Origin of the sequence: Nocardia sp. NPDC051911, from assembly GCF_040681035.1 — a bacterium.
GTDB lineage: Bacteria > Actinomycetota > Actinomycetes > Mycobacteriales > Mycobacteriaceae > Nocardia > Nocardia sichangensis.
On record NZ_JBFAXY010000025.1, the window covers coordinates 38593 to 64620 of the forward strand.

The window sequence follows — 26028 nt, forward strand, 5'->3', positions numbered from 1 at the left end:
CGTAGCGTAGGCGTACCGTAGGCACTTCCCAGTTCAGGAGCGGGAATAAGGGGGCCGCATGATACGAGCGCGGGAATGGACCGGCTTCGAAGCTGCGGTGTTGCAAGAGGCTATGCGACAACCGATTCGGCAGTTCGCCACGATGCTCGGCGTCGAAAGCACCACGATCAGCAATTGGAAGTCGGGGCTGAGCGCGGTCAGACTCCGCGCGCATACCCAAGAGATCCTGGACACCGCCTACGCCCAACGCGCCACACCGGAAGACCGGGAACGGTTCGAGCAGATCGTGGCCGAAGGCGAAGCCGCCTGGCGAGCACGTCACCCGAAAGGTGCGCGTAGAAGCAAGGCTGACTCGAACACCGGTAATGTGCCCAGCGCTGACCCGGCCACGGCCCCCGAGTCAGCGTCGGTGAGTACGGACTTTCCGTTGGCCGGGGGCGGTGACTCCTCCGCGTCGACAGTTGACGTCGCACCGATCAGCAGCTCGGTGCTGGTCGGGGCCGATCACACGGCAATCGATGTGTTGGACGTGGAAGAGGCTTCGGCACTGATGCGAACGCGCTCGGCGCGAAGTTCTCTCAGCAGTTTCGCTACCGTGACCGATCTGCTGGCTGGTCAGCGCCAGAGTTTGGCACCCGATGCGCTCATCGGCCCGATCGAGGCTCACCGAGATGCTGTCGCGTCATTGTTTCGAGCTGCGAGCGACGATGTGATCAAACGGCGGGCGGGGGCGCTCCTGGGCGAGACATCCGTTGTGGCGAGCCGGGTGTGGAGCGCCATCGGTGACCGGTCGATGGCACTCACCCATGCCGCGTTCGCCCGCAAGCTTGCCGACCAGCTCCAAGACAAGACGTTGGGCGGTATCGCACGAATCTTCGAGAGCAATCTCCGGTCGGATGCAGCGACGTTGATCAGTTCGGATGGTGACGTGGTCATCGGGCTCCGAGTACTCAATGAGGCAGCCGGCCTCGCCGCCTTCTTGCCACCTGCGGCGCGAGCACGAATCGGCGCCGAGCAGGCGCAGGCTTACGCCGTGCTGGACCTTCGGGATGAATGCGAGGAAGCCTTGACTCGCGCTCAGCGCGCCGCGGAGAGCATCGATGAAGACAACCGCTCCGGCCTGTTCAGCGACTGGAACAGCACCCGGATCCAAGTCTACGTCGGCACCTGCCAGCTCCTCCTCGGGCAACCGAAACGCGCTATCGCCGCCCTTGCCGCCGCGCTGGACTCGCCCGAGATGGACAGCCCCAACGTCGCCCTGGCGGCGCGCGTCGACCTCGCCAGCGCGTACGCGCTGTCAGGAGAACTGGACGAGGGATGCCGGGTACTCGGTGAGACCTACGAGGATTTGGCAACCATGGGCAATCGTCGCGGACTCGAACGTGCGCAACGCGCAATCGAGAAGATGGCTCCATGGCAGAACGAGAAGCCGGTCCTCGCGTTGATGGAGCGAGTAGGCGAAACCTCCGCCTAGCGATCGAGCTTCGCGGCTGATCGGATCGTCTGTGCCGAACGGATAGCTTCGAGTACCTCGTCGGGATCCAGCCGGTCCACGACCGCATCTGGCGAGTGTTCCCACAGCTCCTCGGAGGTGATCCGGTGCGACACCGCGACAACGCCGAATCCGGCGTGCCGAGCGGTGGCGATGTCATTCGGCGCATCGCCGATGATGACGGTCCGCGCAGGTTCAATGGGGTGCCGGTACTTCGCCTGATATCGGTCGGCGACGAACGCGGGCAAGTCGAAGCGTTCCCGCGCGTCTGAGCCGAAGGCACCGATTTCGAGGTCGAGGTGGGAGTCCAGGCCCGCCACGGTCAGTTTGAATTCGGCCGATACACGGAGGTTCCCGGTAAGAGCCGTCTGGACGTACCCGTGCTCGGCCAAAGTAGCGATAGTTTGCACGGCACCCGGATACGCTGCCTGGTCGCGGGCGAGCTCAGCCTCTCCCTGCCTCATGACCTGCATCAGCACCTCAGCGTACCGGCTGAATCCTTCTTCGGCGGTCTCGCTGGCGACGCCCGAGGCTATGGCCGTGTCCACGACGATGGACTCGTCGGTGTAACCATGTATCCGCGCAGCGGGAAACACGACAGCCGACTCTTCGATGTCGTAGGTCCGGGCTACTGCTCGCCGCAGCCAGCGCAGGTCCGCCGGAATCAGCGTGCCGTCCACATCCCAGATGATCAGCCCTGCCCGTGTCTCAGCCATGTTCATCGATTCTGGCAGACGGTAGCGGACCCTGCAGCGGTCAACGGTTCACCCAGCACGTTCAGCGCCCGCGTCCAAGGAAGCGGTCTGGTTTCACCGTCCTCGGTAATGCGGACGAACCACACACCCCAGGCAGCTAGTCGCTCGCGGGCCTCACGCACGGCGGGGAAGTTGACCTGCTCCTGCTTGTCGTGCGGGATCGCTACGACGGGCAGCCCTTCGCCGACGGCTTCTACCAACAGGGCGAGCGGCAGTGTGTCACCGATACCGGCTGACCATTTCGCCATCCTGTTCGTCGTCAGCGGTGCTGCGATGATCGCGTCGGCCAGGGGCAGGAGGTCCTCGGTTCCTGGCTGTTTGAACTCCCAGCGCACCGGGTGACCGGTCTGCGCCTCCAAAGCGTCGGTATCGAGAAAGCGGACACCGTTCGGCGAGGCGACGACGAACACGTCCCAGCCCTCAGCCTGGGCGAGTTCGACCAGCTCACTCACCTGAGTTCGGTCAGTCATGAGCCCATCATGGCAGTCTGCAGAGGACACTGCCGGGCTACACCATCACTACGCCTACACGCCCCGGGCGAGGTCGCCCAACTCGCCCGGCGGCGCTCCGATGGCACTCGGGCGGCCACCCCGCGACTACCCGGTTCTGTCGTGTTCCAAGGTGGTGTTCTCAGCAGCGAGGGCGGGTGTGCCATAGGCGAGGAGGACGTCGGGGCACTCGCCGTAATCGCTGATCTCGAGACTCAGCGAGAGGGGCTTGTCGGTGCCGGGTGTGCGTACGTGGATTGGTGTCGGGCGGGGGCGGTCGTAGGTGACTTGCATGGGGGTGGATTCCCAGATGCTGGGGAATTCGGGGGTGGTTCGCAGTCTTTGGAACAGGGTTCGTGCTCGTGGGAGGTCACGGTATCGACCGAGGGTTGCGCGCAGGATGGTGACGGTGTAGCGGGCTTCGTTGTCCCAGTCGTGAATGTGGTCGCGGGCGGCGGGGGAGAACATCCACTGGAAGTAGTTGTTGTCGGCCTCGGCGAGGCCGGGGACCATGCGGTGGAATGTCTGGTTGCCGTGCAGCACGGTTCGGAGGGGGTCGAGGTAGACGGCGAGGGTGTAGCGGGTATCGAGTTGGTCGAGGTGGGTTTGGATGCCCAGGCCGGTGAGGCGCTGGCGTAGTTCCTCGGCGGGTGGCAGTTCGAGAGAGGGTTGCCACATGTCGTGCAGGTGTCGTCGCTGGGAGGAGTCGAGGTCGAAGGAGTCGACCAGTTTGGTGAAGACACGAGGGCCGGGGTAGGTCCGATTCCGGATGAGCCGGTGGAGGTAGGAGCTGCTGAAACCGGCTTGTTGGGCGGTGGATTCGCGGGAGAGGTGATGGCGGTGGCGCAGCCATTCCAGCGAGTCGTGGAAGTCGGGCATCCCGTCGAGTGCCGGGGCTTTCCGCATTTTCATCTTGCCCGTCTCTGCGGGGGTAGCGAGTGCGCGATCCGCCCGGCGCGCGCACGACGAGGTGCCGACTCGGCGTTGTGGTGGCGGGTGGAGGGATTGCCTGTCATTCGGTACTCCTGTTCGGTGGTCGATCAGAGCAGTGCTGGTCCGCTGTAGGGCTCGCGGTAGCACACGCAGAATCGGACGTCGTGGGAACTCGAGGCGTAGCCGAGGTGGATGCGTGCGGAGTACGGCTCGCCGGTGATGGGGTCGCGCAGGTGGAGGGGTTCCTCGGGGCGGCGGCCGTAGGCGACCGCGTCGCTGGTCTCCCACGCCTCGCGGAAAGTGGCCGCAACGCGCAGGTCGTGGAACAGGGTCAGGGCGTGCGGGGTTGCGCGGTGGCGTCCGAGGGCGCCGCGCAGGGTCGCGACCAGGTAGGCGGCGGCGCTGTCCCAGTGCAGGACGATGGGTTCGGCGGTGGGCGTGGTGGAGCCGGGGTGGAAAAACCACAAGACGACGTTGCCTCGGAACTGTTCGATGCCGGGCAGGCCCGCGGTGAACCGTTCGTTGGCGAGGACCACATTCCACAGCGGATCGATGTAGGCGCAGGCGATCTCGCGGCGGTCGAGGCGGGTCAGTGTCGCGCGGTGCTCGGGAGTGTCGATGCGGGTGCGCAGTTCGGAGATCGGTGGCAGAGCGACCGGGGGTCGGGCGAGGTCGCGGGTGTAGCGTTCCTGCCCGCGATCCAGCTCGTAGGCGGTGACGAGGTGGCTCAGGACCGCTGGTGAGGGCGTCGCCTTGTTGTGTTCGATCTTTTTGAGCATCTCCTCGCTGATGTGGAGGCGGTCAGCCGCGCGCGGGCGGGGGAGCTTGCGGCGCTCGCGGATCCGGCGCGCCCAGCAGCCGAGGTCGGGTATCTCCGACCGAGAGGAACTGGCGCGGTCCTGCTGGCGGCGTCGTCGCGGATGGTGGGCCGGGTTCGTTGTCCGGGTCACGTAAAGCCCCTCCTACTACGGTCTTCCGTACTTCCTTCCACGTGGGGTACGTTGAAGGGTTCACTTTCCCCGAGCTGATTCGTTCCTACCAGAGAAAGATCATCCCCGGCAAACAAGTTTTTCTGTGAGCTAGCCGACAAATAGCCATAGGTGTCCGCGCAGCAGGCGCGGCGTGTTGCTGTGCTCGCGCACCGGGATGACACGCGCGTTCGGGACGTTTCTCTAGTTTCTCTACTGATACTCGCGTTACCCCTTTCCTGCATCGACGCAGGCCATCATGTGCGGCCGGAGGGGTAATGGTTGTGATAGCACATTCTTTACCTCTCGAAGGGGTAGCGCAGCAGCGGCTTTCGGGGCTGTGATGGTGGAGCATCACACCTCCTCAGAAAGGGAAACCGTGGACATATACAACATTCTGGTGCTACTCGATGCGGGTGCGTCGCTGGTCTCGAATGTGCTGTCGGTCGCCTCGCAGGCGTTGAGTCTGGTCCTGTCGTTCGTCTGAACGTGGGGCCATTCCTCTGATTCGAGAGATACGTCCAAGAGCCTCCCGGCTGTGGTCGGGCAGCCGGGAGTATCAGACTTTCTTGCGCGTTGTCACGCGTATTTACTGATCCTTTTCCTCTCCTTTCTCATTCGATTGAAAGGGTTATTTGTCGTGCCCGAAAATGGGATTACATCTCTCGCGTACGGGGGTCGGCTGCTGTGGGGTGGCCGTGTGTTGGCTGTCGGCGTGGTGCCGGTGGTGATGCTGCTGGCCGTCCCGGATGCCAGTGCTGTGACGCTGGGTCCGATCGCCGACCAGCCTGGAGTCACCGCCCCGGTCCAGCCCGGAACCGCCGCTCCGGCCCCGCCTCCGCCGCCCTCGGTCGCGCCGCCGTCCGAGCCCGCTGTGTATCCGCAACAGCCGCCCGAGGTCCGCAACGGCCCGGCCCCGCGCCCGGCGCCCTCACCCGCTCCCGCGCCGCCGGTGCAGGTGGTCGAGTTGCACTCACCGGAACCGGTGCCTCCGGTCGCGCCGATCGAGGCCCCGCCGGACACGATCCGGATCGGCCAGTGGGAGACGCCGTCGCCGGACTGGCTGCCCCCGGAGATCCGTGACGGCATCAACACCGCCGCCGCGAACGTCGAAGCGCAGGCTGCGACGTTCCTGGACTCGATCGGGATCCCGGCGGGTCGCTCTGATCGGGTGGCCGGTGCCACGATCGCCGGGGCAGGGATCGGTGGTGCGATCGGAGGCGCGCTGGCGGGTGCCCCGGCGGCGGCAGCGGGCGCGGTCGCGGGCGGGCTGGCCGGTGGCACGATCGGCGGCATCGCCGGTGCCGCACTGGGCACCGTGGTGACCGTGCCGGTCATCGGCACGATCACCTCCGGTGTGGCCGGTACCGCGCTGGGCGCGGCAGCGGGCGCTGTCGCGGGCGCGATCGTGGCCGGGATTCCCGCCGCCGCGGTCGGCGCGCTGGCCGGTGGCACGGTGGGCGCGGGGTTCGGCGCCGGAGTGGGGGTGGGCCAGCCGTGACCGGTCTGCGAATCTTCACCGCCACCGTCGTGGCGGCCTGCACGAGTGCGTTGTGCACGCCAGGCTTCGGGTCGGCGCAACCATCCGCCGCCGGGCCGGGTTGCCCGGTGTTGTGGGTCCTCGGGGTGCAGGGCACCGGCGAGTCCTCGCCGGGGGCTTCCGAGACCGCCGACACAGGGATGCTCGGATTCTTGCTCGGCCCGGTGCTTGCCGCCGTGCCGGATTTGGTGCAGCGCACTTACATCCCGTATCCGGCCGCGTTCGGAGGCGCGGTAGGCACCGGTGGCGGCACGGCCCCGTACGCGGCCTCGGTCGGCGAGGGCCTCGCCGCACTGACCGCGACCGCGGCGAGGGTCGCCGCCGACTGCCCGGCCACGGCGCTCGCGGTGGTCGGATTCTCCCAAGGCGCGCAGGTGGTCTCGGAATTCGCCCGCGCTGTCGGCGCGGGCGAGGGACCCGTCCCGCCCGAGCGGGTGGCGGGTATCGCCCTCTACTCCGATCCCGATCGCGCCCCGGGCTCGCCGGTGATCCCCGGCCGTCCCGGCCAACTCATCCCCGACCCCGCCCCCGGAACGTCCGGGGCGGCGGTGTCGGGGGTGTCGATCACCACCGCCCCGGCCTCCGGCGGCGGCATCGCTCCCGGCGAGGGTGTCGAGTACGGGGCGTTGACCGGCCGGGTGGCCGACATCTGCGTGGAGGGCGACTTGAGTTGCTCGGCACCCGATCGCGCCGCCCTATTGCGGGTAGCCGCGCAGGTCGCCGCCCAAGCGGATCTGCGTGATCCGGTCACCGCGCTCGGCTCGATCCAGGCGCTGCTGTCGGGGGTGCTCGGTGACGCCTGGACCACCGTGGTGAACAACGACTTCCGCATCGGCCCCAGAATCGTCGATTACGCACCCGCGGTGAGTCTGGCCGACCGGCTCACCGACGCCTCCGACCCCCGCACTCCACGACCCGATCCGGACCAGACGGCTGCCGCGACGGCCCGGTGGGGACAGATCACCGGGGTGGTGGCCTCCGACCCGGTCGGGCAATTGCCGAAGCTGGCCGGGCAACTCTCGGGTGCGTGGGGGCAGTTGGTCGGCGACAACGCCGACCTGCTCGATCCGGCGGTGTGGCTTCGCTACGCCGACATCCACGGCCGCCACACCGGCTACGCCGCAGCCGGGCAACTCGCCAGCGGCATCGCGTGGCTGACCGCACTCGCCCACGACCTCGCCGGGAGCCACCCATGACCACCGAGTGCAACGACTTCTACAACGTCACGACCCTCGATGGCTGCCGCCCCGGAGACCTGGTGCGCACACGACCGGTGTTCGTTGCGCAGCTGAGCGAGGCGCGGGGGGCGTGGCAGGTCGTCTACGCCACGGCCAACGCCCGCTCCGAAACCATCGCGGCCTCGGGGATCGTGCTGGTCCCCGAGACCATCGCAGGCCCGGGCGCGACCGCGATCCTGGTGTACTGCCCGGGGTTTCGCGGCCTGGGCGGGGTGTGTGCGCCCTCGCAATTGCTGGCGATCGGTGCCGAACCCGACACCACCGGTATCGAGGCCGCCCTCGCGCGAGGCTGGGTGGTGGCAATCGTCGACGGAGAGGGCCTGGGCATCACCGGAGGCGGCCCACACACCTTCCTCGCCGCCCGCGCCGGTGGGCGGGTGGTGCTCGATCTCGCGCGAGCGGTCTATCAGGGCGCGGACCTCGGGGTCGCGGTCGCGCCGGTGGTGGCCTGGGGTTACGCCGATGGCGGGCGCACGGTCGCCGCCGCCGGGGAACTGCAGCCGTGGTACGCGCCGGAGGTGGACCTGCGTGGTATCGCCGCCGGAGCCGTGGCCTCCGACCTCGCCGCCCTGGCACCGGCGTTCACCCGCGGCGAGGCCACCGGCCTGGGGCTCGCCGCCCTGGTCGGCCTTTCCCGCGCTTATGAGCACCTGCCGCTGCGTCACGTGCTGTCGGAGGACGGGGCGCGTGCGGTCGAGCAGGCCCAGCACCTCACCGCCGCCGAACTGCTGCAACAGTTCCCGCAGCCGGTGGCGCACTGGTGCCGTCGTCCCGATCCCTGGAACGACCACTGGTGGCGGCGGGTACTGGCGATGGAGACCCTCGCCCACACCCGCCCCGGGATGCCGCTGCACCTCTACCACGGCGGGCTGGATGCCATCGTTCCCGTGTCGGCGGGACGTCGCACCCTCATCGCCTACCGCCAACGCGGCACCCAGGTCAGCTGGCGCGAGTACGACGCCGACCACCGCAGTACCGCGCACCTGGCGATCTCCGATGTCCTGGCCCGGCTCACCGTGGACATCACCAGCCGACCCCTGCACCAGCCCACCACCACACCAGTGGCACCGGAGGCCGAGCACACGAGCCGCCCCTGACCCCTCCGGGGAACCTGCCCGTACCCCGCAACCCCTCCCGGGGTGCGGGCAGGCCCCGGAGACACCCCGATCCGAGGCGAGGCGAGATGAATGGCGAGGTACCCCCACAATCCATCCGATGACGACGAGGCAGAAGCATGGGTCGACCTGCCTCAGTCTCTTCCGGACTCGCACGTCGTTGCCGACTCCAGCTTCGTCTCCGGCGTCGACGAGCCCGGCCAGTCACCCTTGCCCGAGGGCGTCTGGTTCGCCCCGCTACAGGACACTCCCGACACCGCCGACACGGGCCGGATTTCCGGATGGTGGGTCAGCATCGGGGACCGGCTGCCGCGCGCGGCCTGGGCCGCGCTGGTGGCCGCCATCGCAATACTGACCGGGGTCCTGGTGGGCACGGCGACCGACAGCCGCGACGCCGGTCCGCAGGTCCAGGCCACCGCCGCGCCGCCGAGCCCGACCACCACGGCGCAGGGCCCGTGCGCCGGGCTCTCAGGCGAGGTCGTCACCGACCGCGCCGGTGACCCCGCCACCCTGGCCGGGGTGATCGCCTCGTTCGAATCCGCCTACTACATCGACCGTGATGCCAGTAAGGCGATGCCGTTGCTCGCGCCCGAGACCGGGATCACCGCCGATGCCCTCGCCGCGGGCATCGCCAGCATCCCGCCCGGCACTCGGCACTGCGTGGCGATCACCGCGATCACCCCGACCACCGCGAACGTCCACATCGCCGAGCTGCGTCCGGACCGCACCCGCGTCGACTACCTCCAACTGATCAACACCCGCCCCGCCGACACCGGTACCGCGCTGCTGATCTCCAACTTCCAGAAGCAGGGATAGAGGGATGAGGACAGGCTCGCAGGCGCCACTACTGATCGCGGTCGCCGGATGCAGCCCCCGCGCCGGAACCAGCACGACCACCGTCGCCCTCGCCCACACCTGGCCCGGCCCGGAAACCGCCCTCATCGTCGAAGCCGACCCCGCAGGCGGGCAGCTCGCCGACATGGTCGGCGCGGACCCGTATCTCGGTCTGGCGAGCCTGGCCCGCAGGACGACCTCGGGCGAGCCCATCACCCCGGATCTGCTGGCACAGCACCTGCAGTTCCTGCCCGGCGGAGAGGCGCTGCTGGCCGCGCCGCCGCACCGCGACCCCGAGCGCGCTGTCCCGGCCGCCGAATTGCTCACCGGCCGCTACGCGAACTGGCGGGGGCTCGGCGCGACCGTGCTCGCCGATTGTGGTGTCCCCGAGCCGGACTCGCCCCCGCACCCGGTCATCGCCGCCGCCGACGCCTGCCTGTTCGTGGTGCGTGCCGAGCACATCGATCCCGAGCCCGCTATCCGGCGCATCCGTGCCCTCACCCGCCACGGCTGCCCCCGGGGTGTCGTGCTCATCGGCGGCAGCCGCGACTACGCCACTGCCCTCGGTGTCCCGGTAGTGGGTAGCCTGCCCGCCACCCGCGCTGGTGCTCAGGCGCTACTGGCAGGCCGCCGCGTCCGGCGGTCCTCGCAACTGCTCCCGCCTGCCCGGCTCATCACCGCCGCTGTGGAACTCCAGCTCCGCGCCGAGGGCCGCCGCGAACGCCTCGCCCAGCCGCACACACCCCAGGCTGTCCACCAGGGCCGCCCGAGTCGCCGTGATGACGCCGGGCCGACGATCTACCGGATCGACCTGCCGCCGCCACCGCGCCCACCCGCGCCGGAGCCCGTAGTCGCCGAACCTCCGGTGCCCAGCGGGGGGCCACCGGCTCCCGAGCCTGTTCTCGCGAGCGAGGCCGAGGACGCCGACCAGCCGGGCGAGGATGCCGGCGAGCTGGGCGAGGACGACCTCGCCGCGTCGCCGGAGTTCGACTCGCCTGCCCTGTCGGTGTTCGTGTTCGGGGCGACGAGGGTGTTCTGGCGTGCGCCCGAGTCCGGTGAGCAGGTGGAGATCACGAGCCAGTTGCAGCCGCGCAGCCGTGAGATCGTGGCCCTGCTGGCACTGCATCCGGAGGGGTTGAGCCGATCTCGGTTGATCGATCTGATCTGGGGCGGGCATTCGCCGGAGCGCTCGGCCGCGTTGAGCAATGCCCTCTCGCGGCTGCGGGCCTCGATCACGACGGCCACCGGCGGGCAGATCACCGGGCTGCTCGTCGATGACCGGCTGCACTGCCGTCTGTCGGCGACCGCGGCGAGTGTCGACTACTGGGAGTTCCTCGCCGCTGTCGCCGCGCGCCGCCGCGCCAGCAGCGACACCGACCGCAGTGCCGCGTGCCGGGCCATCACCGGCATCGCCAGCACCGACCTGGCCACCGACATCACCGGCTCCTGGATCGAACCGCTGCGCGAATCCGCGCGCCGCGACGCCCACAACGCGCTGGACTGGCTGGCCACCCACGACGCCGACCACGACCCCCGCACAACCCTCGGACTGCTCGAGCTGACAGCCGAAACCGACCCCTACAACGAAACCGTCTGGCGCGACATCCTGCGCCAGCACGCACGCCTGGGCGAATACGCCGCTCTCGCCCGCACCTACACACTCATGACCCGCAAACTCGGCGAGATCGGCGAAACCCCGAGCCGAGAAACCCGCGAACTCCTCGAACATCTCCGCCGAGGAGAAGACCGAAATCCACTCCAGCCTGAACCCTGACTGGTCGGGCAGAAATCGATTACCCGTACACGCCTAAAAATGCGGAAACAGCAGGTAGTCTATTGCCGGGAATGGTCGAATCCACAGCGCCTATTCGCCCGGAATCGCCGCGCCGATATTCGGGTCGCCCGACAGTGTTCTCCGAAATCTATCGAGCCGGATCGCTTCGGAATATCCGGAAATTCGATCTCCGGAACTCTCTGCGAGTTGTGCGCGGTCGATACATGGGGAAATGCGTGGGGAAATACGTACGGAAATACGTGGGGCGGTCAAATATCCCCACCACCGGCCAGCATATCCGCAGGTAGCGGGCCGAATATCTGCGCGGATAGCGTCCAGGATTGTCTATATACAAAGCTATATAGACATGCGTCGCCGGTCCGTCGTCGCCCGCCTCCGACATTCGGTTGGTGCCCACCTTCCGCTGCTCCATCCGTCTTGTTCCCCTTTCTTTCTCGTTCTTCTTTTATCTCCTTGTTGCTTTTCGTTCGTTTGGCTGGCTGCCTGTTGTCGGGCGTGGGTATTGCTGTGTGCGCGTTTCATGTTCGTATTGCGCTGCGCGACTCGCCGTTGTCCGGAAAAATTCCGGAAATTCGAGCGCTTTTTGGGGTTGTGAGCTCGTTCGAGGTCGAGCTAGCGTCGACCACGTTCCCGGAATTCGCCGGGAAATTCGCAGAAATCCGAATGGCGGCCCCGCCGCATCTGTGCCGAAACGGCGCACGAATTCGGAACGGATTTTCAGGAGTTGCAATGACCACCACACCCGCCACCTCCACCGCCGGTCGCCTGCCCAACGGGGAATTGCGGCGCATGGTCGCCGGTGCGCTGGCCGCCGATCCGGGCCGCGAACAGTCGCCCCGCGAAATCGCCAACGGGCTCAACCGGTCCTCCGGCGCGGTCGGCAACGCCCTCGAGGCGTTGACCGCCGCCGGGCACGCCGAACGTACTTCGGCCTCGCCCCGCCGCTACCGCGCCACCCCCACTACTGCCACCGCCGCCGCCCCGGCCCCGGCCACGCCCGCCGCCCCGGCAGCCCCGGCCGCCAGTAGGGCGGCGAAACCGGCCCGCCGCCGGACCAAGCAGAACACCACCGCCGCCGCCCCGGCCGCGCCCGCCGCCCCGGCGGCACCGGCCCGGACCGGCAACACGGTGGCCCGGCCGAACGGGCAGGACTACCACGTGCGCAAGCTCGCCGGACGCGCCGATGTCGATGTGCTGCAAACGATGCGCGCGGCCGAGGTGCCGGTGCTGCTGTACGGCCCGCCCGGCACCGGCAAGACCTCGCTCATCGAGGCCGCCTACGGGGACCTGCTGACCGTGCAGGGCGACGGGGACACCACGGTCGCCGACCTGGTGGGCGAGTACACCCAGAACCCGGACGGCACTTTCGTTTTCGTGCACGGGCCACTGGTCCGGGCCATGCGTGAGGGCCGGGTGCTGTTCATCGACGACGCGACCCTCATCCCGCCGACCGTGCTGTCGGTGGTGTACCCGGCCATGGACGGCCGCCAAGAGATCGTCATCAAAGCCCACGGCGGCGAGGTGATCAAAGCCGAGCCCGGGTTCTTCGTGGTGGCAGGCCATAACCCCGGCGTGCACGGGGCGATCCTGTCCGATGCGCTGGCGAGCCGGTTCGCGTTCCAGGTGCAGGTGGGCAGCGACTACGACCTCGCCGCCCAGCTCGGGGTGGAACGGCGGGCGGTGAAAGTGGCGCGCGAGCTGGCCGCCCGACAGGAAAAGGGAGAAATCGGGTGGGCACCCCAACTGCGCGAACTGCTGGCGTTCCGCAAGATCGCCGCCGCCACCGACTCCGCCACCGCCGCAGCCAATTTGATCGGGGCCGCCCCCGAGGACGACCGGGCCATCGTGGCCGCCGTGGTGCGCACCTTGTACGGCACCAACCACGCCCCGCTGGCCCTCGGCCCCCGCATCTGACCCGCCACCCCGCCTACGAAAGGCATTGCCCGCATGACCGACCACGTGATCACCGCCCCCGCCCCCGCTACCCCGGGCACCGGCACCGCTTCCGCCCCGGCCGCCGCCGGGGCGGGGGCGGCCCCCGCCGCGCCTGCCACCCCCGCCCCGGCGTCGGTGCCGGTGCCGGTGACCGGGGGATGGGCCACCCTCTCCGCTGCGATGACCGCCGAGGTTCCGCCGATCGCCGACCGTGACGATTTGACCGTGAGCATCGCCCCCGGTGCCGCGTTCGGGAACCCGGCGGTGTTCATGCCGGGGCTCGCGGCCATCGAACTCGACGGTTCCCGCCTCAAGATCGACCCGGCAGATGCCAACCCCGCCCGCAACAGTGACCGCAACCGCTACCCGGCGGTGTGGGGCGCGCTGGTGCACGAGTGCGCGCACGCCAAACATTCGGCGTGGAACCCGCCGCCGGTGGCGCACCCGGGGGTGGTCGAGGCCGCGATGCTGCTCGAGGAATCACGGATCGAGGCCGCCCAGATTCGCCGCCGCCCCGACGACCGGCACTGGTTGCGCGCCAGCACCACCGAGATCGTGATCGGGGACAACGGCGGCGCGATCGCCGCCGCCCAGATCCCCCCAACCCGCTACAACGCCGCCCGCAACGCCGCGCTCATCCTGGCCCGCCTTGACGGCGGCATCCTGGAGGCGGCCGAATGCGCGCCCACCGCCACCGCGATCGAGGCCATCCTCGGCACCGACACCCTCGACCAGTTGCGCGCCATCTGGCGCGAGGCCCACACCGTGGCCGACACCGACACCGCCGCCATGCTCGAGCTCGGGCAACGCTGGCTCGATATCGTCGGCCCCGACCCCCACACCGATCCGGTGCCGTCCTCGCCGCTGGGGGCCGCGATCGGCGACACCGTGACCAACATCGGCAACGCGGTCGCCGCCTCGCCGGTGGACCCCGACCCGGCCGAGGTCGCCGCCGCCGCGCGGGAGGCCGCCGAACGCGCCGCCGAACACGCTGCCAGGCAAGCGCGGACGGTGTTCGGTGACGGGTCGGGCCGGGGCCGCACCGCAAGCACGCGACGCACACGCACCGCCCGCCCGGAGGAGCACACCGCCGCCCGGGTACTGGCCCGCGCCCTCAACACCGCCGCCACCCGCGAACGGACCGCCGTGAAAATAACCTCCGCGCTGCCGCCGGGCCGGTTGCGGATGCGCGGCGCGCTGGCCCGGGAGGCCCAACGCGCCGCCGGGGCGATTCCGACCGCCGAGCCGTTCACCCGCACCATCCGCAAAACCCCGCCGGTGCCGCCGTTGCGAGTCGGTGTCGCGTGCGACGTGTCCTCCTCGATGGGCAACTACGCCGCCCCGGCGGCCTCGGCCGCGTGGATCATCGCCCGCGCGGCCGAGCTGGCCACCATGCCCGCCCAGACCGCGACCGTGACGTTCGGGGCCTCGGTCAAACCGATCACCTACCCGGGCACCGCCCCGGCGCGGGTGACCGAATTCAGTTGCCCGGACTACCTCCACGCCATCGATACCGCTGTCGAGGCCCTCGACGGCGCCCTCGACCTGGCCCGGCCCGGCGCAACCCGGCTGTTGGTCATCATCTCCGACGGCCAATACCAAGGCCACAACCGTAACCGTGCCCAAGCCCGCGTGAACGCGCTGCGCGCGGCCGGATGCGCGGTGCTGTGGCTGGCACCGGCCGACAGCGACCCGGAACCGCTGGACGGAGTGACCCTGCACTTGGTTACCGACCCGGCCGCCACCGCCGCCGCCATCGGCCGCGCCGCCACCGCCGCCGTACGCGCCGCCTAAACCCCGGGTGCCCCGGGCGCGCACCGCGCCCGGGGCACCCGGACAGGGCCGCCACGGTGCCACCGGCGCGGCCCAACCACCACCACCACCAACCCTCACCCCGCCCCGACCGGGGCGGCAACGACAGGAGGCAACCATGACCGACCCCGCGATCCCCACTACCGCCGCCCTCGAGCCGATCTACGTGATCGCCAACGCCATCACGGGCGATCAATTCATCATCTACGCCCCCGGCCCGCACGACGAGCGCGGCATGTACACCGTGGCGCACGTGACCGGCGGTACGGGCGGCTATGCCGCCCCCCGGATTCACCTCGTGCACCCCGACGACATCGCCGCCTACGCCACCGGTGCCGCCGACCTGGTGCGCCGGAGCGGGCGCGGGCACGGGGCGAGTGTGTGGCTCGACCGCACCACCGGCCCCCTGTACGAGCACCTGACCGGCACCGCCGAGCCCGGCACCGACTCCTAGCGGGTACCTGTGCCGGTGCGCCACCGCGCCGACGACGACGCCGAACGGGCCGACCCGGAAAGGGTCGGCTCGTTCGTGTTCGTCGCTCTCGTGGGGCGGGTCCGTGCGCTACGCAGGTTCCGAGCCCCAGTCGTCCTCGTCGTCGTAGTCGTTGCGGTCGGCGACCCCAAAACCGCCGTCGCAGAGGTGGGGTCACGGTCGACCGCGCCACGGTCCATCCTGATCTCGCAGGTGTGTGCGCCGAACGCGGCGAGAGTGATTCGATCCCCGATGCGTGAGTTCGGCTACGGACCTCGGCCCTCCAGCGGCCAGCGCCCTCAATGCAGGTGGACAGGGGTTAGGCCAGCCGACGCGAGCTTGGGTTTTGCTGACTGGAGAATGCGTTCGGGTGTCAGGTGGTCCTCTGAGCGCCAACGTCCTTCAGTCCACGTACGCGGCACGGCAGAATGTCGCGTCATGCAACTGCCGCCGCTCTTTTTCGAACGCGAGCATCTCCACTCGCGGGGTGCGAGCAGTTGCCAGGAACCATCTTTCCGGTAGAGGACTGCGAGGTGACGGAAAGCAGGGCGGGAGGGGTCGCCGTTGTAAGGGACGACGCTGGGGAAAGACAAACTCCACCCACGGTGAAACGTCGAGCTGGCGTTGACGGGGTGGCCTAGATCGACACAGGCTTGAACGATCTCGAGCGCGGTTTGATTGAGTGCGTCTATCGACCTTGTCCAGTTCCTGACCGCATCGACGGCCGAACGCGCCGCGAGTTGGGCCGCCGCATTCTCTCGTTCGGCGCGTTCGCGCCCTATCTCATCGCCGATCCCCATGTCACGCAATGTATCCGACTGGTCGACGGGAGTATCGCCTCTTCGGAGATTCGCTGGACTCAGGGAACCGCAATCTCGTCGGCAGCGTCCGCCGAGAGCTGGGAACTCGACCATCACGTGCACTACGAACTCACTGGCGGCGGGCGACGGTTGCGCAAAGCCCTCGACACACCGCCCGCCGAAACCGACACCGGCGGTATCCAGCCCGCTGAGGCCGACTCGTAGCGGGCACAACCCGCGCGAGAGGTGGCGGTGTGCCAGAACAGGATCGGCACACCGCCACCGACCGGCCTCGTTCTGCGCGGTGTGCTCGCCCGCCGTGACCCGGCGGCGAGGCCGCCGGGCGCGAGTCGCCCTCGCGCTGCCGCAACAATTGCCCGCGAGTCGAATTCCTCTCGTGCTGTTCGCATTCCAGAAATGGAAGAGAGGAATTCGGGGTCGGAATTCGTTTCCACGTTCCGCTTGACACCGCACCCCGTATCGAGCGTCCATGGAACCCGGAATTGCACCGACCCCCCCGGGAATTCGCCCCGATCGGTGTGGTTTCCGTCCCGACCGGGACATCACCGAATTCACCGAAACCCAATGTTGGAAGGATCCCCCATGTCGAAAAAGAAGAACGCCGCCACCGCGCCCACGGCACCGGCCGCGCCCGGCCCGGAAACCGCCGCACCGGTACCGGAAACCCGTTCGCGGGCGGGGGCGGTGCCCGTGCTGGGCAACGACAGCGTCCGGGCGTTGTGGGCGGCGCTGGGCAGCAACCCCGGCAGCACTACCGCCGCGCTGGCCGACGCGGCGGGCATCGGGGTGTCGACGGCGCGCCGTCTGCTGACGGGGTGGGAAACCGCCGGGGCCGCGTGGTCGGCCACCGACCCCGCATCGCCCCGGGTCGCGAAAACCTGGACCGCCGGATCGGCCGAGCCCGAACCCGCCGCCGATCCGGAACCGGCCACCCCGGACCCGGCCACGACCGAATCCGCCACCCCGGAACCGGCCGCGCCGCAATCGGTGACCCCGGAACCGGCCCCGGCCGAACCTGCCGCGCCGGAATCCGTTTCGCCCGAACCGGCCGCCCCCGCCGAGGAGGCGGCACTGGCCGACCCCGTGCCGGACAGCGCGCCGGAGACGGTGGTGGCTGCACCCATGGGCGACGATTCCGCCGAACCGGCCCCGGCGGTCCCGGTCCCGGCCGATGACGCGGCAGCGGCGAACGCGGAGTCGACGGTGGAACGGCTGCCCGCCGGTGCGTTGCGGGGACAGGTCGATGACTTCCTGCGCGACAACCCCGGAAAGGAGTTCACCCCCCACCAGATCGGTAAGGAACTCGGGCGGTCCAGTGGCGCGGTGCACAACGCCCTGGTCACCCTGACCAAGAACGGGATCGCTCGCCAGACCAGCGCGGCCCCGAAGAAGTTCACCCTCGCGTCCTGACAACGGGCGATGCCGGAATCCCCGGAGCTACTACCTCCGGGGAGTCCGACACCGCGCCTCTCAATGTATCCCCTGAGAAAGGTGTTCGATTATGTACTCCACTCCTACCCCCGCGATCCTGGCCTCGGCCCTGTATCGGGTGTTCGCCGCCTCTACCGAGGCTCCTGACAGCCTTGCGTTGTGGGTCGAGATCGCGGATGCGGCCGTGCGTGAGCTGAACATGCCCGTGTTGCCGTCGCTGGTGCCGTGGGTGCCGATCGTTCTGCGGTACCGGCTCAATCGGACCGAGGGCGAGTTCTTCCCGTTCACCGGTTCGGTGCGGATCATGACCGGGCCGTTGACCGGCACGTTGTACCCCGACCGCGACGCCGCCGCACGGGCGGTCGTCGCCGCGACCCCGGCCACGGTGACCGGGCGTGACGAGGGGGGCACCAGTGACGGCGGCGACGGTGAGCAGGCCGAGGAGGTGCCAGAGGGGCTGCCGTCGTGGCGGTTCCGCGACGGTGGCGCCCCGGCCGCGTTCACCCCGCGCGCCGTGCCGCCGCTCGTCTCCTAGCCCGCCTACCGACTGAAACGGCCGGTGGTGCCGAGCAATTCGCTCGGCACCACCGGCCGTTTCCTGTGCGCTGTGCGGGCCAGCGCGGGGCTACCTAATGCGGTCGATGGCCTGTTCGATCCATTCGGTCAGCACGGGGGCGGCGGTGTCGTATCCGGTGGCGTCGAACGTGGCCGTATGGCCGTTCCGGGGGGCCGGAACGGCGGTGCCCGTGCCGGTGGTGGTGCCCGCCGTGCCCGCCCCGGCCGTGGTGGCGGTGTAGGTCTGGGTCAGGGTAGGGAACTGCGTGCCGGTGAACGCGCTGGCGGTGGCCGAGAGGAGATCGGCGGCGATCGGAGCCAGCCCGGTCAGCGCCAGCACCGCCGCCACGGGATCACCGTCGGCGAGGGTTTCCACAGCGGTCCAGGCGATCTCCTGGGCGCGGCCGATGTCGGTGGCGATGCGGGAGATGTCGAGACCGGCCAGGACACCGACGATCTCGGCCGCGATCGTGGCGGCCCCGGTGTTGTCCAGCGGGGCGGCCAACGCCAGGGCGCGCGCCACCAGGCGCAGGTCGAGTCCGTCCGCCAACTGGACCAGCGGGGCGAACTGATTGTTCAGGTCCCCCGAGACGCGGTGCAGGCCCCGCAGATCCCCGGCAGAGATCAGGCCGGGCAGCTGGGCGAGGTCAGCCACGATCGCGGGCACGTTCGCGGTGAAGCTCGCCAGCCCGTTGAGGACCGTGACCACCTGGGCGAGAACCTGGGACGCGCTGAGCTGACCGGTCGATGTCGTCCCGGTGGTCGGTGCACTCGTCGTGGTGGTGGGGACCTTCGCCGTGGTTGTGGTGGAGGGTGCCGAGGTGGTGGTGAAGGCGCGGCTGACCGCGGCGAGGACCGGTGACTCGGCCGTGGTGGTCGAGCAGTAGCTGTCGCCCTCGAGGCACAGCGTTCGGACCCGGTCGGTCAGCTCGCCGAAGCTCTGCGAACGCGGACCGGTGACGCCTTGCCCGGAGGCCGGGGTGCCGAGCTGGGTGGTGGCTGCGTCACGGCGCGGGTCGGAGACGAGTGTCACGGCCACGACTCGGGAGGGCGGGATCGGGCCTTTGTTGTTGCCGATGGTGGTGGCGAGGTCGCCGGTGACCTCGGCGCCCTGGCCGTAGCCGGCCAAAACGGCTCGCGTGTCCGAGCACAGCTTCGATACCGCCGCGGCGAGGTCAATTCCGCTCACCGCCCCCGCACCGGTGATGGGTGCGGCGGGTGTTCGGACCTCGATGTCGTTGCCGTAGCGGGCGGTGAGCGATTCCCCGAGCTGGGTGAGGATCCCGGGTGTCGTCTGGCCGGTGGCGGTGGGAGTTGTCTCGTAGGTGCCCGGTACCAGCAGCGCGGTCCATCGTGGGCACGGGGTACCGGGCCGCCCCGGTGTGGGTTCTGCGGCGGCGACACCGGCCGTCACGGTGGTCGCGGCGATGGCCGCGCACAGCGCCGCGCGGACGGCTCGAGAGTGGTTGTGGCGCATGGGCTTCTCCGTTCGTACAAGGGGTTAGGGGGCGGCGTGGGAGTCGTCGTCGTGGGCGGGGGCGGGTCTTCTGGCCGCGTAGAAGTCGTCGTCTTTCCACCGGTAGGACGAGATCTGGACGGGCTCGTGGAAGGTCGGCGCATGAACCATCTGGCCGCCGCCGAGGTAGATGCCGACGTGATGGACGTCGGCGGCGGTGCCGTAGAACACGAGATCCCCGGGGGCGAGCTGGTCCTCGGAAACCGGTGCGCCGGTCTGGACTTGGTCGTAGGTGGTGCGGGGGATGGCGATCCCGGCGGCGCGGTAGGCGGCTTGGGTGAGTCCTGAGCAGTCCCAGCCGCCGTTCACGGCGGGTCCGTTGCCGCCCCACACGTACGGCAGCCCGAGCTGGGCGCAGGCGAAGGAGATCACCTGCGCGGCAGTCCGGTTCGGTGGTGAGCCGGTCTGGCAGTCGCCGCCAGAGGGGACGGTGGCGCGGTAGCGGGCGGCCTTGTCGAGGACCTGGTCGACGTACCAGTCGGCGTGGTTGTAAGCCCAGATCGCCGCGCGGAGGTCGCCGGGTGCGCCGGAGTCGCACAGGTAGAACGCGGCGGCGTGTATTGCGTCGGAGGGGTTGTAGCGCGAGGGCGGGCTCGCACCACCAGCAGGCAGGCGATGCCGCGTGGTCACCGACTCGAAGGTCGAGGCCAGGAACTGCATCGGCCCGCCAGCACCGGAGCTGTTCTCGCCGGAGGACACTCCCGGCAGTGGTGAGCGGCCGTGGTCGGTTTCGATCTTGCCGATCGCGGCGAGCACCGACCAGTCCAGCCCGGAGCAGCCCCCGGCAGCGGCCTGGTAGAGCACGAGCATCTCGCCCGGGATGTCCTGTTGCGCTTCGGTACTCGGGGACGAGCCGGTGCCGGTCGAGGCTCCCGGAGCGGGCGCGGTGAGCGCGTGGTCGAACACGACGACGGCGCTGACCACGGCCGCGATGACGACCGTGAGGAACACCACCCCCGCGAATCCCGCTCCGAGTGCCTTGACCAGCATCGCTAGCTCACCAGTGCTCGGAGGCCGGAGGACTCGGCGGCGGAGGGGCAAGGGCGACGGCTCCGCTCAGCGGTGCCCAGGTCGCCTCCGGGTCGATGCCGTCTTCGGGTGGGGTCCGTCGCGGCCAGACGGTGCCGAGTTCGTGCAGGCGCCTGCGGCCGGAGTCGGTGTGCAGCGGCAGCCAAACCTGCTCGGCCGGACTCTTCCCGGAGATCGAGCCGAGGAACTCGGCGGCGGCGGTAGCGACCGGCACCGCCTCGGGGTCGGGCAACCGCTCCCACGTCCGGCGCAAAGCCGCGCGAGCGTTGGCCTCCCGCGTGGTGGTCGGCACCCACAACAGGACCGGGACGATGACCCCGGTGGTTCGGGCGAGCTCGGCGAATCCGTGCAGCTTGGCCGCGACCCGGGGCAGGGCTGTGGTGCCGAGGTCGTATTCGAGGAAGAAGTCGAGCAGGTCCTCGCCGCGGGTGTAGCGGCCGTGGGCGTCGGGGCGTGCTAGGTCGCCCCAGAGTCGTTGGCAGCGGGTCTGCGACCACCACCGCGACACCCGCGCACCGCTGGAGGGGTGGGCGACCAGGGCGGTGAACCACTCGTTCACGCCGAGGGTGTGGGTCAGGTGCAGGCTGTGGGCGACCGAGAGCGTGGTTTGGTGGTTGTAGCCGAGCTCGCGGACACTAACCCCGGCTTCCGCGGCGAGGATCGCTGCTCCGGCGGGGGCGAGGGTCCAGTGGTAGGGGGCGGTGCCACGAGTTCGCATGGGCCGGAACCGGTCCAGGACCCGGTAGGTGTGCAAGATGGCCAGGCGGCGGCGGGCGATCTTGGCGGTCGGGAACGCCAGGTCGGCGAGCTGGTCGGTGGTCAGGACCCGGTGCTCGTAGACCATGCGCAGAATCCAGCGGTCGCGCCCGGTCAACGCACGCACCACCGAACTCTTCTCCGGGCTGGTGGTCGGTGACCAGGCCGGGCGCGGGGCCCGGGTATCGGCTTGCCTGTCGGGACGGGAAATCATCGGTGCGGGAGCCTTTCTCGGGGCGTGGCGGGGTCAGGACCGTGCGGAGTTGAGGGGATCGGCGGTGAGGCGGGCCTGGGCGGCGGCGGCGATCTCGCGGGCGCGCCCGGGGATCGGCGGGGCAAGGGGTCTGGTGGTGAGGGTGAACGGTCGCGCGTTGCGGCCGTCGACCAGCAGTCGGGCGGCGGCGTGGAAGGCGTCGAGGTGGGACAGGTCGTGCTCGGACAACCACGGGTCGGTGTGGCGGGCCAGATCGCGGGCGTCATCGGGACTGACAGCGAAGACGATCTTGTTGCGGGCATTGGCCGAGATGCCGTCGCGCAGTTCGCGCGAGAGCTGGCCCAAGTTCTGGTGCGCCAGCAGCAGCGACAGGCGCAGTCCTCGGGCTTCGGCGAGCATGTCCTCGATCGGGGTCGAGAGGTTGAGGAAGTTTTGCGCCTCGTCGAGCACGAGGGCGGCGTCGGGCCGGTCGGCGGCGGGCACCCGTGCTCGCGCGGTCACCGCCTGCCACGTCCGCGCCACCAGCAGCGACCCGACCAGACGCGAGGTTTCCTCTCCGAGAGAGCCTTTCGGGAGCCGGGCCAGGCAGATGCCGCCGTTGTCGAGGATGTCGGCGAACTCGACAGTCGAGGGGCCACCCGCGATCGCCGAGCGGACGAACGGTCTCAGCAGAAACGCGCGCAGCTTGTTCAACAGTGGCCCGGTGAGCTGGGCGCGGCCGGTGTCGGAAAGCTGCTCGTAACTGTCCCAGAACCCGCGCAGGACCGGGTCTTTGGCGGTGCGGGTGACCCGCGCCCGGAACGCGGGCTCGGTGAGCAGGCGAGGCAGGTCGGCCAGGGTGGCGGTGCCGGGCTGGGCGCAGAGGGTGAGCAGGCTGGCACGCATGATGTCGTCGGTGCGCGGCCCCCACCACTGGTGAAAGATCCGGTGGAACACCGTCACGAGGTTGTCGACGGCGAGATCCATTCCCGCGCGCCCGATCCGGCCGATATCGAGTGGGTTCACACACGGCGGCGGGGCAGAGGAGTCGGCGTCGAACAGCGTGACCCGATCGCCCATACGAGAGGGCAACCGCGACAACACGTCGGTGACGAGGTCGCCCTTCGGGTCGATCACGATCACTCCGCGCCCGGCCTCGGCGTCATCAAGGATCGTGCGCGCCAGCAGGGTGGACTTGCCGACACCGGTAGGGCCGAGGATGTGCAGGTGATGGCGGGCGTCGGAGATTTTGACCGCGACCGGGCGGCGAGTTCCGGTGTCGGCCATGCCGAGCGGTTTCGTGTGCTCGCCGCCGACAGGGATCTCCGGGGCGGGGGACAGGGCGCGGGCTCCGGCGCGCTTCAGGCCGGGTAGGCCGTCGTCGGTGGGCAGATGCGCGATCGTGGCCAGTTCGGGCACCGACAGCACGTCCCCGCGCCCGAGACGCCGCTGCCGGATCAACCGCTCTAGGCGCAGGCGACGCCGACGCCGGTAGTAGTTGTGGTCGGTGCACGCCCCGAACGTTGTGGCGAGAGCGTCGGCGCGACCGCGCGCCACCGCTCGCGCCTGTGCTGTCGGCGCGATGTCGTCGGGGTCGGTGGAGACCGGGATCGAGGCGGCGTAGCGAACGACCGTCTCCCAGTGCGCGCCTCGCGCTTTGGCCGCTGCCGCGCGGGCAGCGGCACTGTATTCCAGGGAGGTTTGGCGGTCGGTGGTCCGCGCGTCTCCCACACGAGCGGCGGTGTGGGAGACGCGGGCGGTGCTCGTGCCGGGAGTGAGCAGGTTGAGGGCCTCGCGCAGTAGCCTTGCCACGACGCCAGCGCGGGTGCTGGTGCTCGCCGCGGCGCGGGTGGCTCGCGCGACGCGGCGGCCGGTGACCGGGCGTGCGAGGATCTGCACGCAGGTGGCCTGCCCGGGGGCGAGGTCGTCGGCGGCGGTGATCAGGTTGCGCACCAGATCACCGGAGTGATCGGTACTCAACGGGAGTCCCTCACGGCGCCCGAGCCGCAACTCGCCCCCGGCCACGACCCGCCGCACGCCCTTCACCGGGACGGGTAGCGGGGGCCGGGCGGGTTCGAGGGTGTCGGTGTGCGCGCCGGGCCACGCCGAGGCGATGGCGCGTTCGATGAGACCGGGTGGGATCGCGCCGGGCACCCAGAGCCGGATCGCGGCCCCCTCCTCCGGGGTGACGGTGTACTCGAACCCCAGATGCGGCTGCCCCAACAGCACTCGCGCCCAGGCTGGGCGTAGCTGCCCGATGAGGTGCGCCCAGAACGCCAGTGCGCCTTTGGCATCGACCTCGGGTGGGGTGAGCACGGTGATCTGGCGAGCACGTGCACTCAGCCGGCGCCGACGCCCCCGGGCAAGAATCCGCACCGCGGCGAGCACCCCGAGCACGGCCAGGACAACGACGAGCCCATCCCCAGTCGAGGCGATTCGTTCGGCAGCGTGGATCAGATCGGCCAAGGCCCGACCGGGCGCGACAAGCGCCCGGCCCAGCCACCCCTGCTCGGGGGCTTGTGCGATGTTCACGCGGCCACCGATCCCGAGCCGGTAGCATCAGGGGTCGGCAAGGTCGCCGACGTGCCGAAGGGGAGTCGCCCACTCGCGCGGCGACGCTCGGACACGGCGCTGGTGGCCTCGGGCTTGCGCAGGATGACGACGTCCTCATGCGCGATGAGGTGAATCGGCAACCCAGCGGCCCGCTGCTTGACGACGAAGTCGCGCTGGAAGAAGCTCGACCGTGTGACGAGTTCGCCGTCGGACAGGCGGCCCAGCAGTGCCACGCACCGCTCCACCGGCACGAGCCCGGCCAGTTCCCCGCAGGTGTAGAGGTGGCTGGGCAGGGGCACCAGCTCGGCGTGCTGACGCCACGGCCGCGCGGTGATCACGACATGTCCGCCGGGGGCGAGGTATTCGGCGGCCCCGGCGAGGATCTTGGTGAATCCTGAGAGCAGGCGGCCGAGTCCGACGTTGGCCAGGTTGCCTCGGTCGAGGACTTGTCCGTAGCGGTGGTTGGTCTTGAGGACCGGCTGGGTGCGGTTGGCGCGCACATGCCCGTGCAAGGAGTCGCCGTAGGGCGGGGAGGTGATGACCAGGCTCGCCTGGCCGCGCAGCTGTGCCGGGATCAGCTCGGGCAGCTTGCGGGCGTCGCCGTGGTAGACATTCGCGTCGAGATCGATCCCGGCTTCGCGGGCGAGCTCGATGTTGTTGCGCGCCAGCTCCGCCCACCGCGATTCGTACTCCACGCCGACCGCGCGGCGGCCCAGATGCAGGGACTCGACGAGGGTGGTGCCGATGCCGCACATCGGGTCCAGCACGAGGTCCCCGGGACGGGTGTAGGTGGCGACCGCGTGCTGCACGATGGCCGGGAACATCTTCGCGGGGTGGGCGGTGCTGTCGGGGTGGTAGTGGCCCCGCCGCTGCGCGGTGGGGGCGTTCTGCGCGGTCGCCCACACCGATACCGGCCGCGCGGCCGAACCGGTCTGTGCGGGGATCGCGGAGCCGACGTCGGCGGTGTTGGTGACGACGGGATCGAGAGTCATGGAGGCGTCCTTCGCGGGAGAGTTCGGGTGGGGCAAGGGCTGTGTGGGCTCAGCCATGGGCGGGCTGGAGGAAGACGAAGACGTCGGTGTGTGCGACCCGGTGGCGCGCGTTGCGGGAGGGAGCCGGGTCGGCGGGCGCGGCGGTGATGGTGGTGCCGCTGACGGGTGCGGCGATGATGTGCTGGAGGTAGAGCAGATCGGCGGCCTGGGCGGCAGCGACGACGAAACCGGCGGGGTCGTGTAGGACGCCGGAGTCGCTGTGGCGGCAGCGGGAGAGAACGACCAGCAAACCGCCCATCGTCATCACTTCGGTCGCGAGCGAGGTGACGTGCTCGGCGGCGGCGATTGGGTCGAGGTGCTCGGCGAGCAGGCTGGCGATGACCAGATCCACCGGCTCGGCGGGCCAGTTCCGGTCGGTGGGGGCATCGAGGCCGTGGCGGTCCAACTCACCGATCGCGGCGAGCGCTGCGGCGGTGTCGGGCTCGATGATCCGCAGCGCGCCCCGGGCGACGGGGGCAGGCCAGCCCAGCAGCATCACTCGCGAACCCGGTTCGGAGAATTCGGTGACCGTGTGGACCAAAGCCCTGTCGGGCCAGCGGTCGTCGGGATCGAGCGGCTCGGGACCGAGCGCCCACAGGGTCGAGGGGACCCGCACGGCGGCGGAGGTGGAACGGGGTCGGCGGGAACTGGCGGTCATAACGGCCTCCTGAGCGAGAGAGCGGTGTGTACTCGCTTACTTCCGCCAAAAAGCCGATTTCGGGACACGGCAATCCAAGAATTTTTCTGAGAATTTCCTGAGCCGGAA

General features: G+C 69.8%; 22 protein-coding genes. 12 read left to right on the plus strand and 10 right to left on the minus strand.

Features of this window, described 5'->3' with window-relative positions; translation table 11 throughout:
* Window positions 1-58: 58 nt before the first annotated feature.
* A complete protein-coding gene (locus AB0L97_RS27005; RefSeq protein WP_364434635.1) occupies window positions 59-1474 on the plus strand; it encodes a hypothetical protein in 1416 nt (471 codons plus the stop codon).
* Here the strand turns inward: AB0L97_RS27005 and AB0L97_RS27010 are convergent.
* From AB0L97_RS27010 to AB0L97_RS27025, 4 genes are all read right to left on the minus strand, one after another.
* Window positions 1471-2214, minus strand: coding sequence for a haloacid dehalogenase-like hydrolase (locus tag AB0L97_RS27010; RefSeq protein ID WP_364434638.1), 744 nt, complete (start codon window positions 2212-2214; stop codon window positions 1471-1473). The two genes, AB0L97_RS27005 and AB0L97_RS27010, sit on opposite strands and share 4 nt — an antisense overlap.
* On the minus strand, window positions 2211-2699 hold the full coding sequence (locus tag AB0L97_RS27015) for a flavoprotein (protein ID WP_364434641.1): 489 nt from the start codon (window positions 2697-2699) through the stop codon (window positions 2211-2213). The genes AB0L97_RS27010 and AB0L97_RS27015 overlap by 4 nt, the downstream gene beginning before the upstream one ends.
* Window positions 2700-2843: 144 nt before the next feature.
* Window positions 2844-3647 (minus strand): helix-turn-helix domain-containing protein, encoded by an 804-nt coding sequence (locus AB0L97_RS27020; RefSeq protein ID WP_364434644.1) that lies wholly within the window; start codon window positions 3645-3647, stop codon window positions 2844-2846.
* Between the two features lie 128 nt (window positions 3648-3775).
* Window positions 3776-4618, minus strand: coding sequence for a helix-turn-helix domain-containing protein (locus tag AB0L97_RS27025; protein WP_364434647.1), 843 nt, complete (start codon window positions 4616-4618; stop codon window positions 3776-3778).
* A 718-nt stretch (window positions 4619-5336) separates the two neighbouring features.
* Here AB0L97_RS27025 and AB0L97_RS27030 point away from each other — a divergent pair.
* The 11 genes from AB0L97_RS27030 to AB0L97_RS27080 all read left to right on the plus strand — a co-directional run bounded on the left by AB0L97_RS27030 (window position 5337) and on the right by AB0L97_RS27080 (window position 18164).
* Window positions 5337-6137, plus strand: a complete 801-nt coding sequence (locus AB0L97_RS27030; RefSeq protein WP_364434650.1) for a hypothetical protein — start codon at window positions 5337-5339, stop codon at window positions 6135-6137.
* Window positions 6134-7372, plus strand: coding sequence for a cutinase family protein (locus AB0L97_RS27035; RefSeq protein WP_364434653.1), 1239 nt, complete (start codon window positions 6134-6136; stop codon window positions 7370-7372). The genes AB0L97_RS27030 and AB0L97_RS27035 overlap by 4 nt, the downstream gene beginning before the upstream one ends.
* Window positions 7369-8511 carry a lipase family protein gene (locus AB0L97_RS27040; RefSeq protein WP_364434656.1) on the plus strand — a complete coding sequence of 381 codons (1143 nt, stop codon included), beginning with the start codon at window positions 7369-7371 and terminating at the stop codon, window positions 8509-8511. The genes AB0L97_RS27035 and AB0L97_RS27040 overlap by 4 nt, the downstream gene beginning before the upstream one ends.
* Window positions 8512-8601: 90 nt before the next feature.
* Window positions 8602-9345, plus strand: a complete 744-nt coding sequence (locus AB0L97_RS27045; protein WP_364434659.1) for a hypothetical protein — start codon at window positions 8602-8604, stop codon at window positions 9343-9345.
* A gap of 4 nt (window positions 9346-9349) precedes the next feature.
* Window positions 9350-11137, plus strand: coding sequence for a BTAD domain-containing putative transcriptional regulator (locus tag AB0L97_RS27050; protein WP_364434662.1), 1788 nt, complete (start codon window positions 9350-9352; stop codon window positions 11135-11137).
* A gap of 750 nt (window positions 11138-11887) precedes the next feature.
* Complete coding sequence (locus AB0L97_RS27055) at window positions 11888-13072, plus strand: AAA family ATPase (protein ID WP_364434666.1); 1185 nt, start codon at window positions 11888-11890, stop codon at window positions 13070-13072.
* A gap of 33 nt (window positions 13073-13105) precedes the next feature.
* Window positions 13106-14887: a VWA domain-containing protein gene (locus AB0L97_RS27060; RefSeq protein ID WP_364434669.1), complete on the plus strand. Its 1782-nt coding sequence runs from the start codon at window positions 13106-13108 to the stop codon at window positions 14885-14887.
* A 136-nt stretch (window positions 14888-15023) separates the two neighbouring features.
* Window positions 15024-15359 carry a hypothetical protein gene (locus tag AB0L97_RS27065; protein ID WP_364434672.1) on the plus strand — a complete coding sequence of 112 codons (336 nt, stop codon included), beginning with the start codon at window positions 15024-15026 and terminating at the stop codon, window positions 15357-15359.
* Window positions 15360-16030: 671 nt separating this feature from the next.
* Window positions 16031-16402: a hypothetical protein gene (locus AB0L97_RS27070; RefSeq protein WP_364434675.1), complete on the plus strand. Its 372-nt coding sequence runs from the start codon at window positions 16031-16033 to the stop codon at window positions 16400-16402.
* A gap of 378 nt (window positions 16403-16780) precedes the next feature.
* On the plus strand, window positions 16781-17608 hold the full coding sequence (locus AB0L97_RS27075; protein WP_364434678.1) for a hypothetical protein: 828 nt from the start codon (window positions 16781-16783) through the stop codon (window positions 17606-17608).
* Window positions 17609-17699: 91 nt separating this feature from the next.
* A complete protein-coding gene (locus tag AB0L97_RS27080) occupies window positions 17700-18164 on the plus strand; it encodes a hypothetical protein (protein WP_364434681.1) in 465 nt (154 codons plus the stop codon).
* 90 nt (window positions 18165-18254) lie between these two features.
* Here AB0L97_RS27080 and AB0L97_RS27085 read toward each other — a convergent pair whose 3' ends face one another.
* Genes AB0L97_RS27085 through AB0L97_RS27110 form a run of 6 tightly spaced genes read right to left on the minus strand, consistent with a single transcriptional unit; the run spans window position 18255 to window position 25920 of the window.
* A complete protein-coding gene (locus AB0L97_RS27085) occupies window positions 18255-19661 on the minus strand; it encodes a cutinase family protein (protein ID WP_364434684.1) in 1407 nt (468 codons plus the stop codon).
* Window positions 19662-19685: 24 nt separating this feature from the next.
* On the minus strand, window positions 19686-20690 hold the full coding sequence (locus AB0L97_RS27090) for a bifunctional lytic transglycosylase/C40 family peptidase (protein WP_364434687.1): 1005 nt from the start codon (window positions 20688-20690) through the stop codon (window positions 19686-19688).
* 7 nt (window positions 20691-20697) lie between these two features.
* Window positions 20698-21699 carry a replication-relaxation family protein gene (locus AB0L97_RS27095; protein ID WP_364434690.1) on the minus strand — a complete coding sequence of 334 codons (1002 nt, stop codon included), beginning with the start codon at window positions 21697-21699 and terminating at the stop codon, window positions 20698-20700.
* A gap of 33 nt (window positions 21700-21732) precedes the next feature.
* Window positions 21733-24210 carry a DUF87 domain-containing protein gene (locus AB0L97_RS27100; RefSeq protein WP_364434694.1) on the minus strand — a complete coding sequence of 826 codons (2478 nt, stop codon included), beginning with the start codon at window positions 24208-24210 and terminating at the stop codon, window positions 21733-21735.
* The gene (locus tag AB0L97_RS27105) at window positions 24207-25223 is read right to left on the minus strand and encodes a DNA methyltransferase (RefSeq protein WP_364434697.1); all 1017 of its coding nucleotides are present in this window, start codon (window positions 25221-25223) and stop codon (window positions 24207-24209) included. Before AB0L97_RS27105 ends, AB0L97_RS27100 begins: the two co-directional genes overlap by 4 nt.
* 49 nt (window positions 25224-25272) lie before the next feature.
* Window positions 25273-25920, minus strand: a complete 648-nt coding sequence (locus AB0L97_RS27110; RefSeq protein ID WP_364434700.1) for a hypothetical protein — start codon at window positions 25918-25920, stop codon at window positions 25273-25275.
* Window positions 25921-26028: the final 108 nt, after the last annotated feature.

Excerpts from the sequence above, each read along its gene's own strand:
- AB0L97_RS27005 (WP_364434635.1), top strand. The coding sequence starts at position 59 with ATGATACGAGCGCGGGAATGGACCGGCTTCGAAGCTGCGGTGTTGCAA.
- AB0L97_RS27010 (WP_364434638.1), bottom strand. The coding sequence starts at position 2,214 with ATGAACATGGCTGAGACACGGGCAGGGCTGATCATCTGGGATGTGGAC.
- AB0L97_RS27020 (WP_364434644.1), bottom strand. The coding sequence starts at position 3,647 with ATGAAAATGCGGAAAGCCCCGGCACTCGACGGGATGCCCGACTTCCAC.
- AB0L97_RS27040 (WP_364434656.1), top strand. The coding sequence starts at position 7,369 with ATGACCACCGAGTGCAACGACTTCTACAACGTCACGACCCTCGATGGC.
- AB0L97_RS27045 (WP_364434659.1), top strand. The coding sequence starts at position 8,602 with ATGGCGAGGTACCCCCACAATCCATCCGATGACGACGAGGCAGAAGCA.
- AB0L97_RS27050 (WP_364434662.1), top strand. The coding sequence starts at position 9,350 with ATGAGGACAGGCTCGCAGGCGCCACTACTGATCGCGGTCGCCGGATGC.
- AB0L97_RS27055 (WP_364434666.1), top strand. The coding sequence starts at position 11,888 with ATGACCACCACACCCGCCACCTCCACCGCCGGTCGCCTGCCCAACGGG.
- AB0L97_RS27060 (WP_364434669.1), top strand. The coding sequence starts at position 13,106 with ATGACCGACCACGTGATCACCGCCCCCGCCCCCGCTACCCCGGGCACC.
- AB0L97_RS27065 (WP_364434672.1), top strand. The coding sequence starts at position 15,024 with ATGACCGACCCCGCGATCCCCACTACCGCCGCCCTCGAGCCGATCTAC.
- AB0L97_RS27075 (WP_364434678.1), top strand. The coding sequence starts at position 16,781 with ATGTCGAAAAAGAAGAACGCCGCCACCGCGCCCACGGCACCGGCCGCG.
- AB0L97_RS27080 (WP_364434681.1), top strand. The coding sequence starts at position 17,700 with ATGTACTCCACTCCTACCCCCGCGATCCTGGCCTCGGCCCTGTATCGG.
- AB0L97_RS27085 (WP_364434684.1), bottom strand. The coding sequence starts at position 19,661 with ATGCGCCACAACCACTCTCGAGCCGTCCGCGCGGCGCTGTGCGCGGCC.
- AB0L97_RS27090 (WP_364434687.1), bottom strand. The coding sequence starts at position 20,690 with ATGCTGGTCAAGGCACTCGGAGCGGGATTCGCGGGGGTGGTGTTCCTC.
- AB0L97_RS27095 (WP_364434690.1), bottom strand. The coding sequence starts at position 21,699 with ATGATTTCCCGTCCCGACAGGCAAGCCGATACCCGGGCCCCGCGCCCG.
- AB0L97_RS27105 (WP_364434697.1), bottom strand. The coding sequence starts at position 25,223 with ATGACTCTCGATCCCGTCGTCACCAACACCGCCGACGTCGGCTCCGCG.
- AB0L97_RS27110 (WP_364434700.1), bottom strand. The coding sequence starts at position 25,920 with ATGACCGCCAGTTCCCGCCGACCCCGTTCCACCTCCGCCGCCGTGCGG.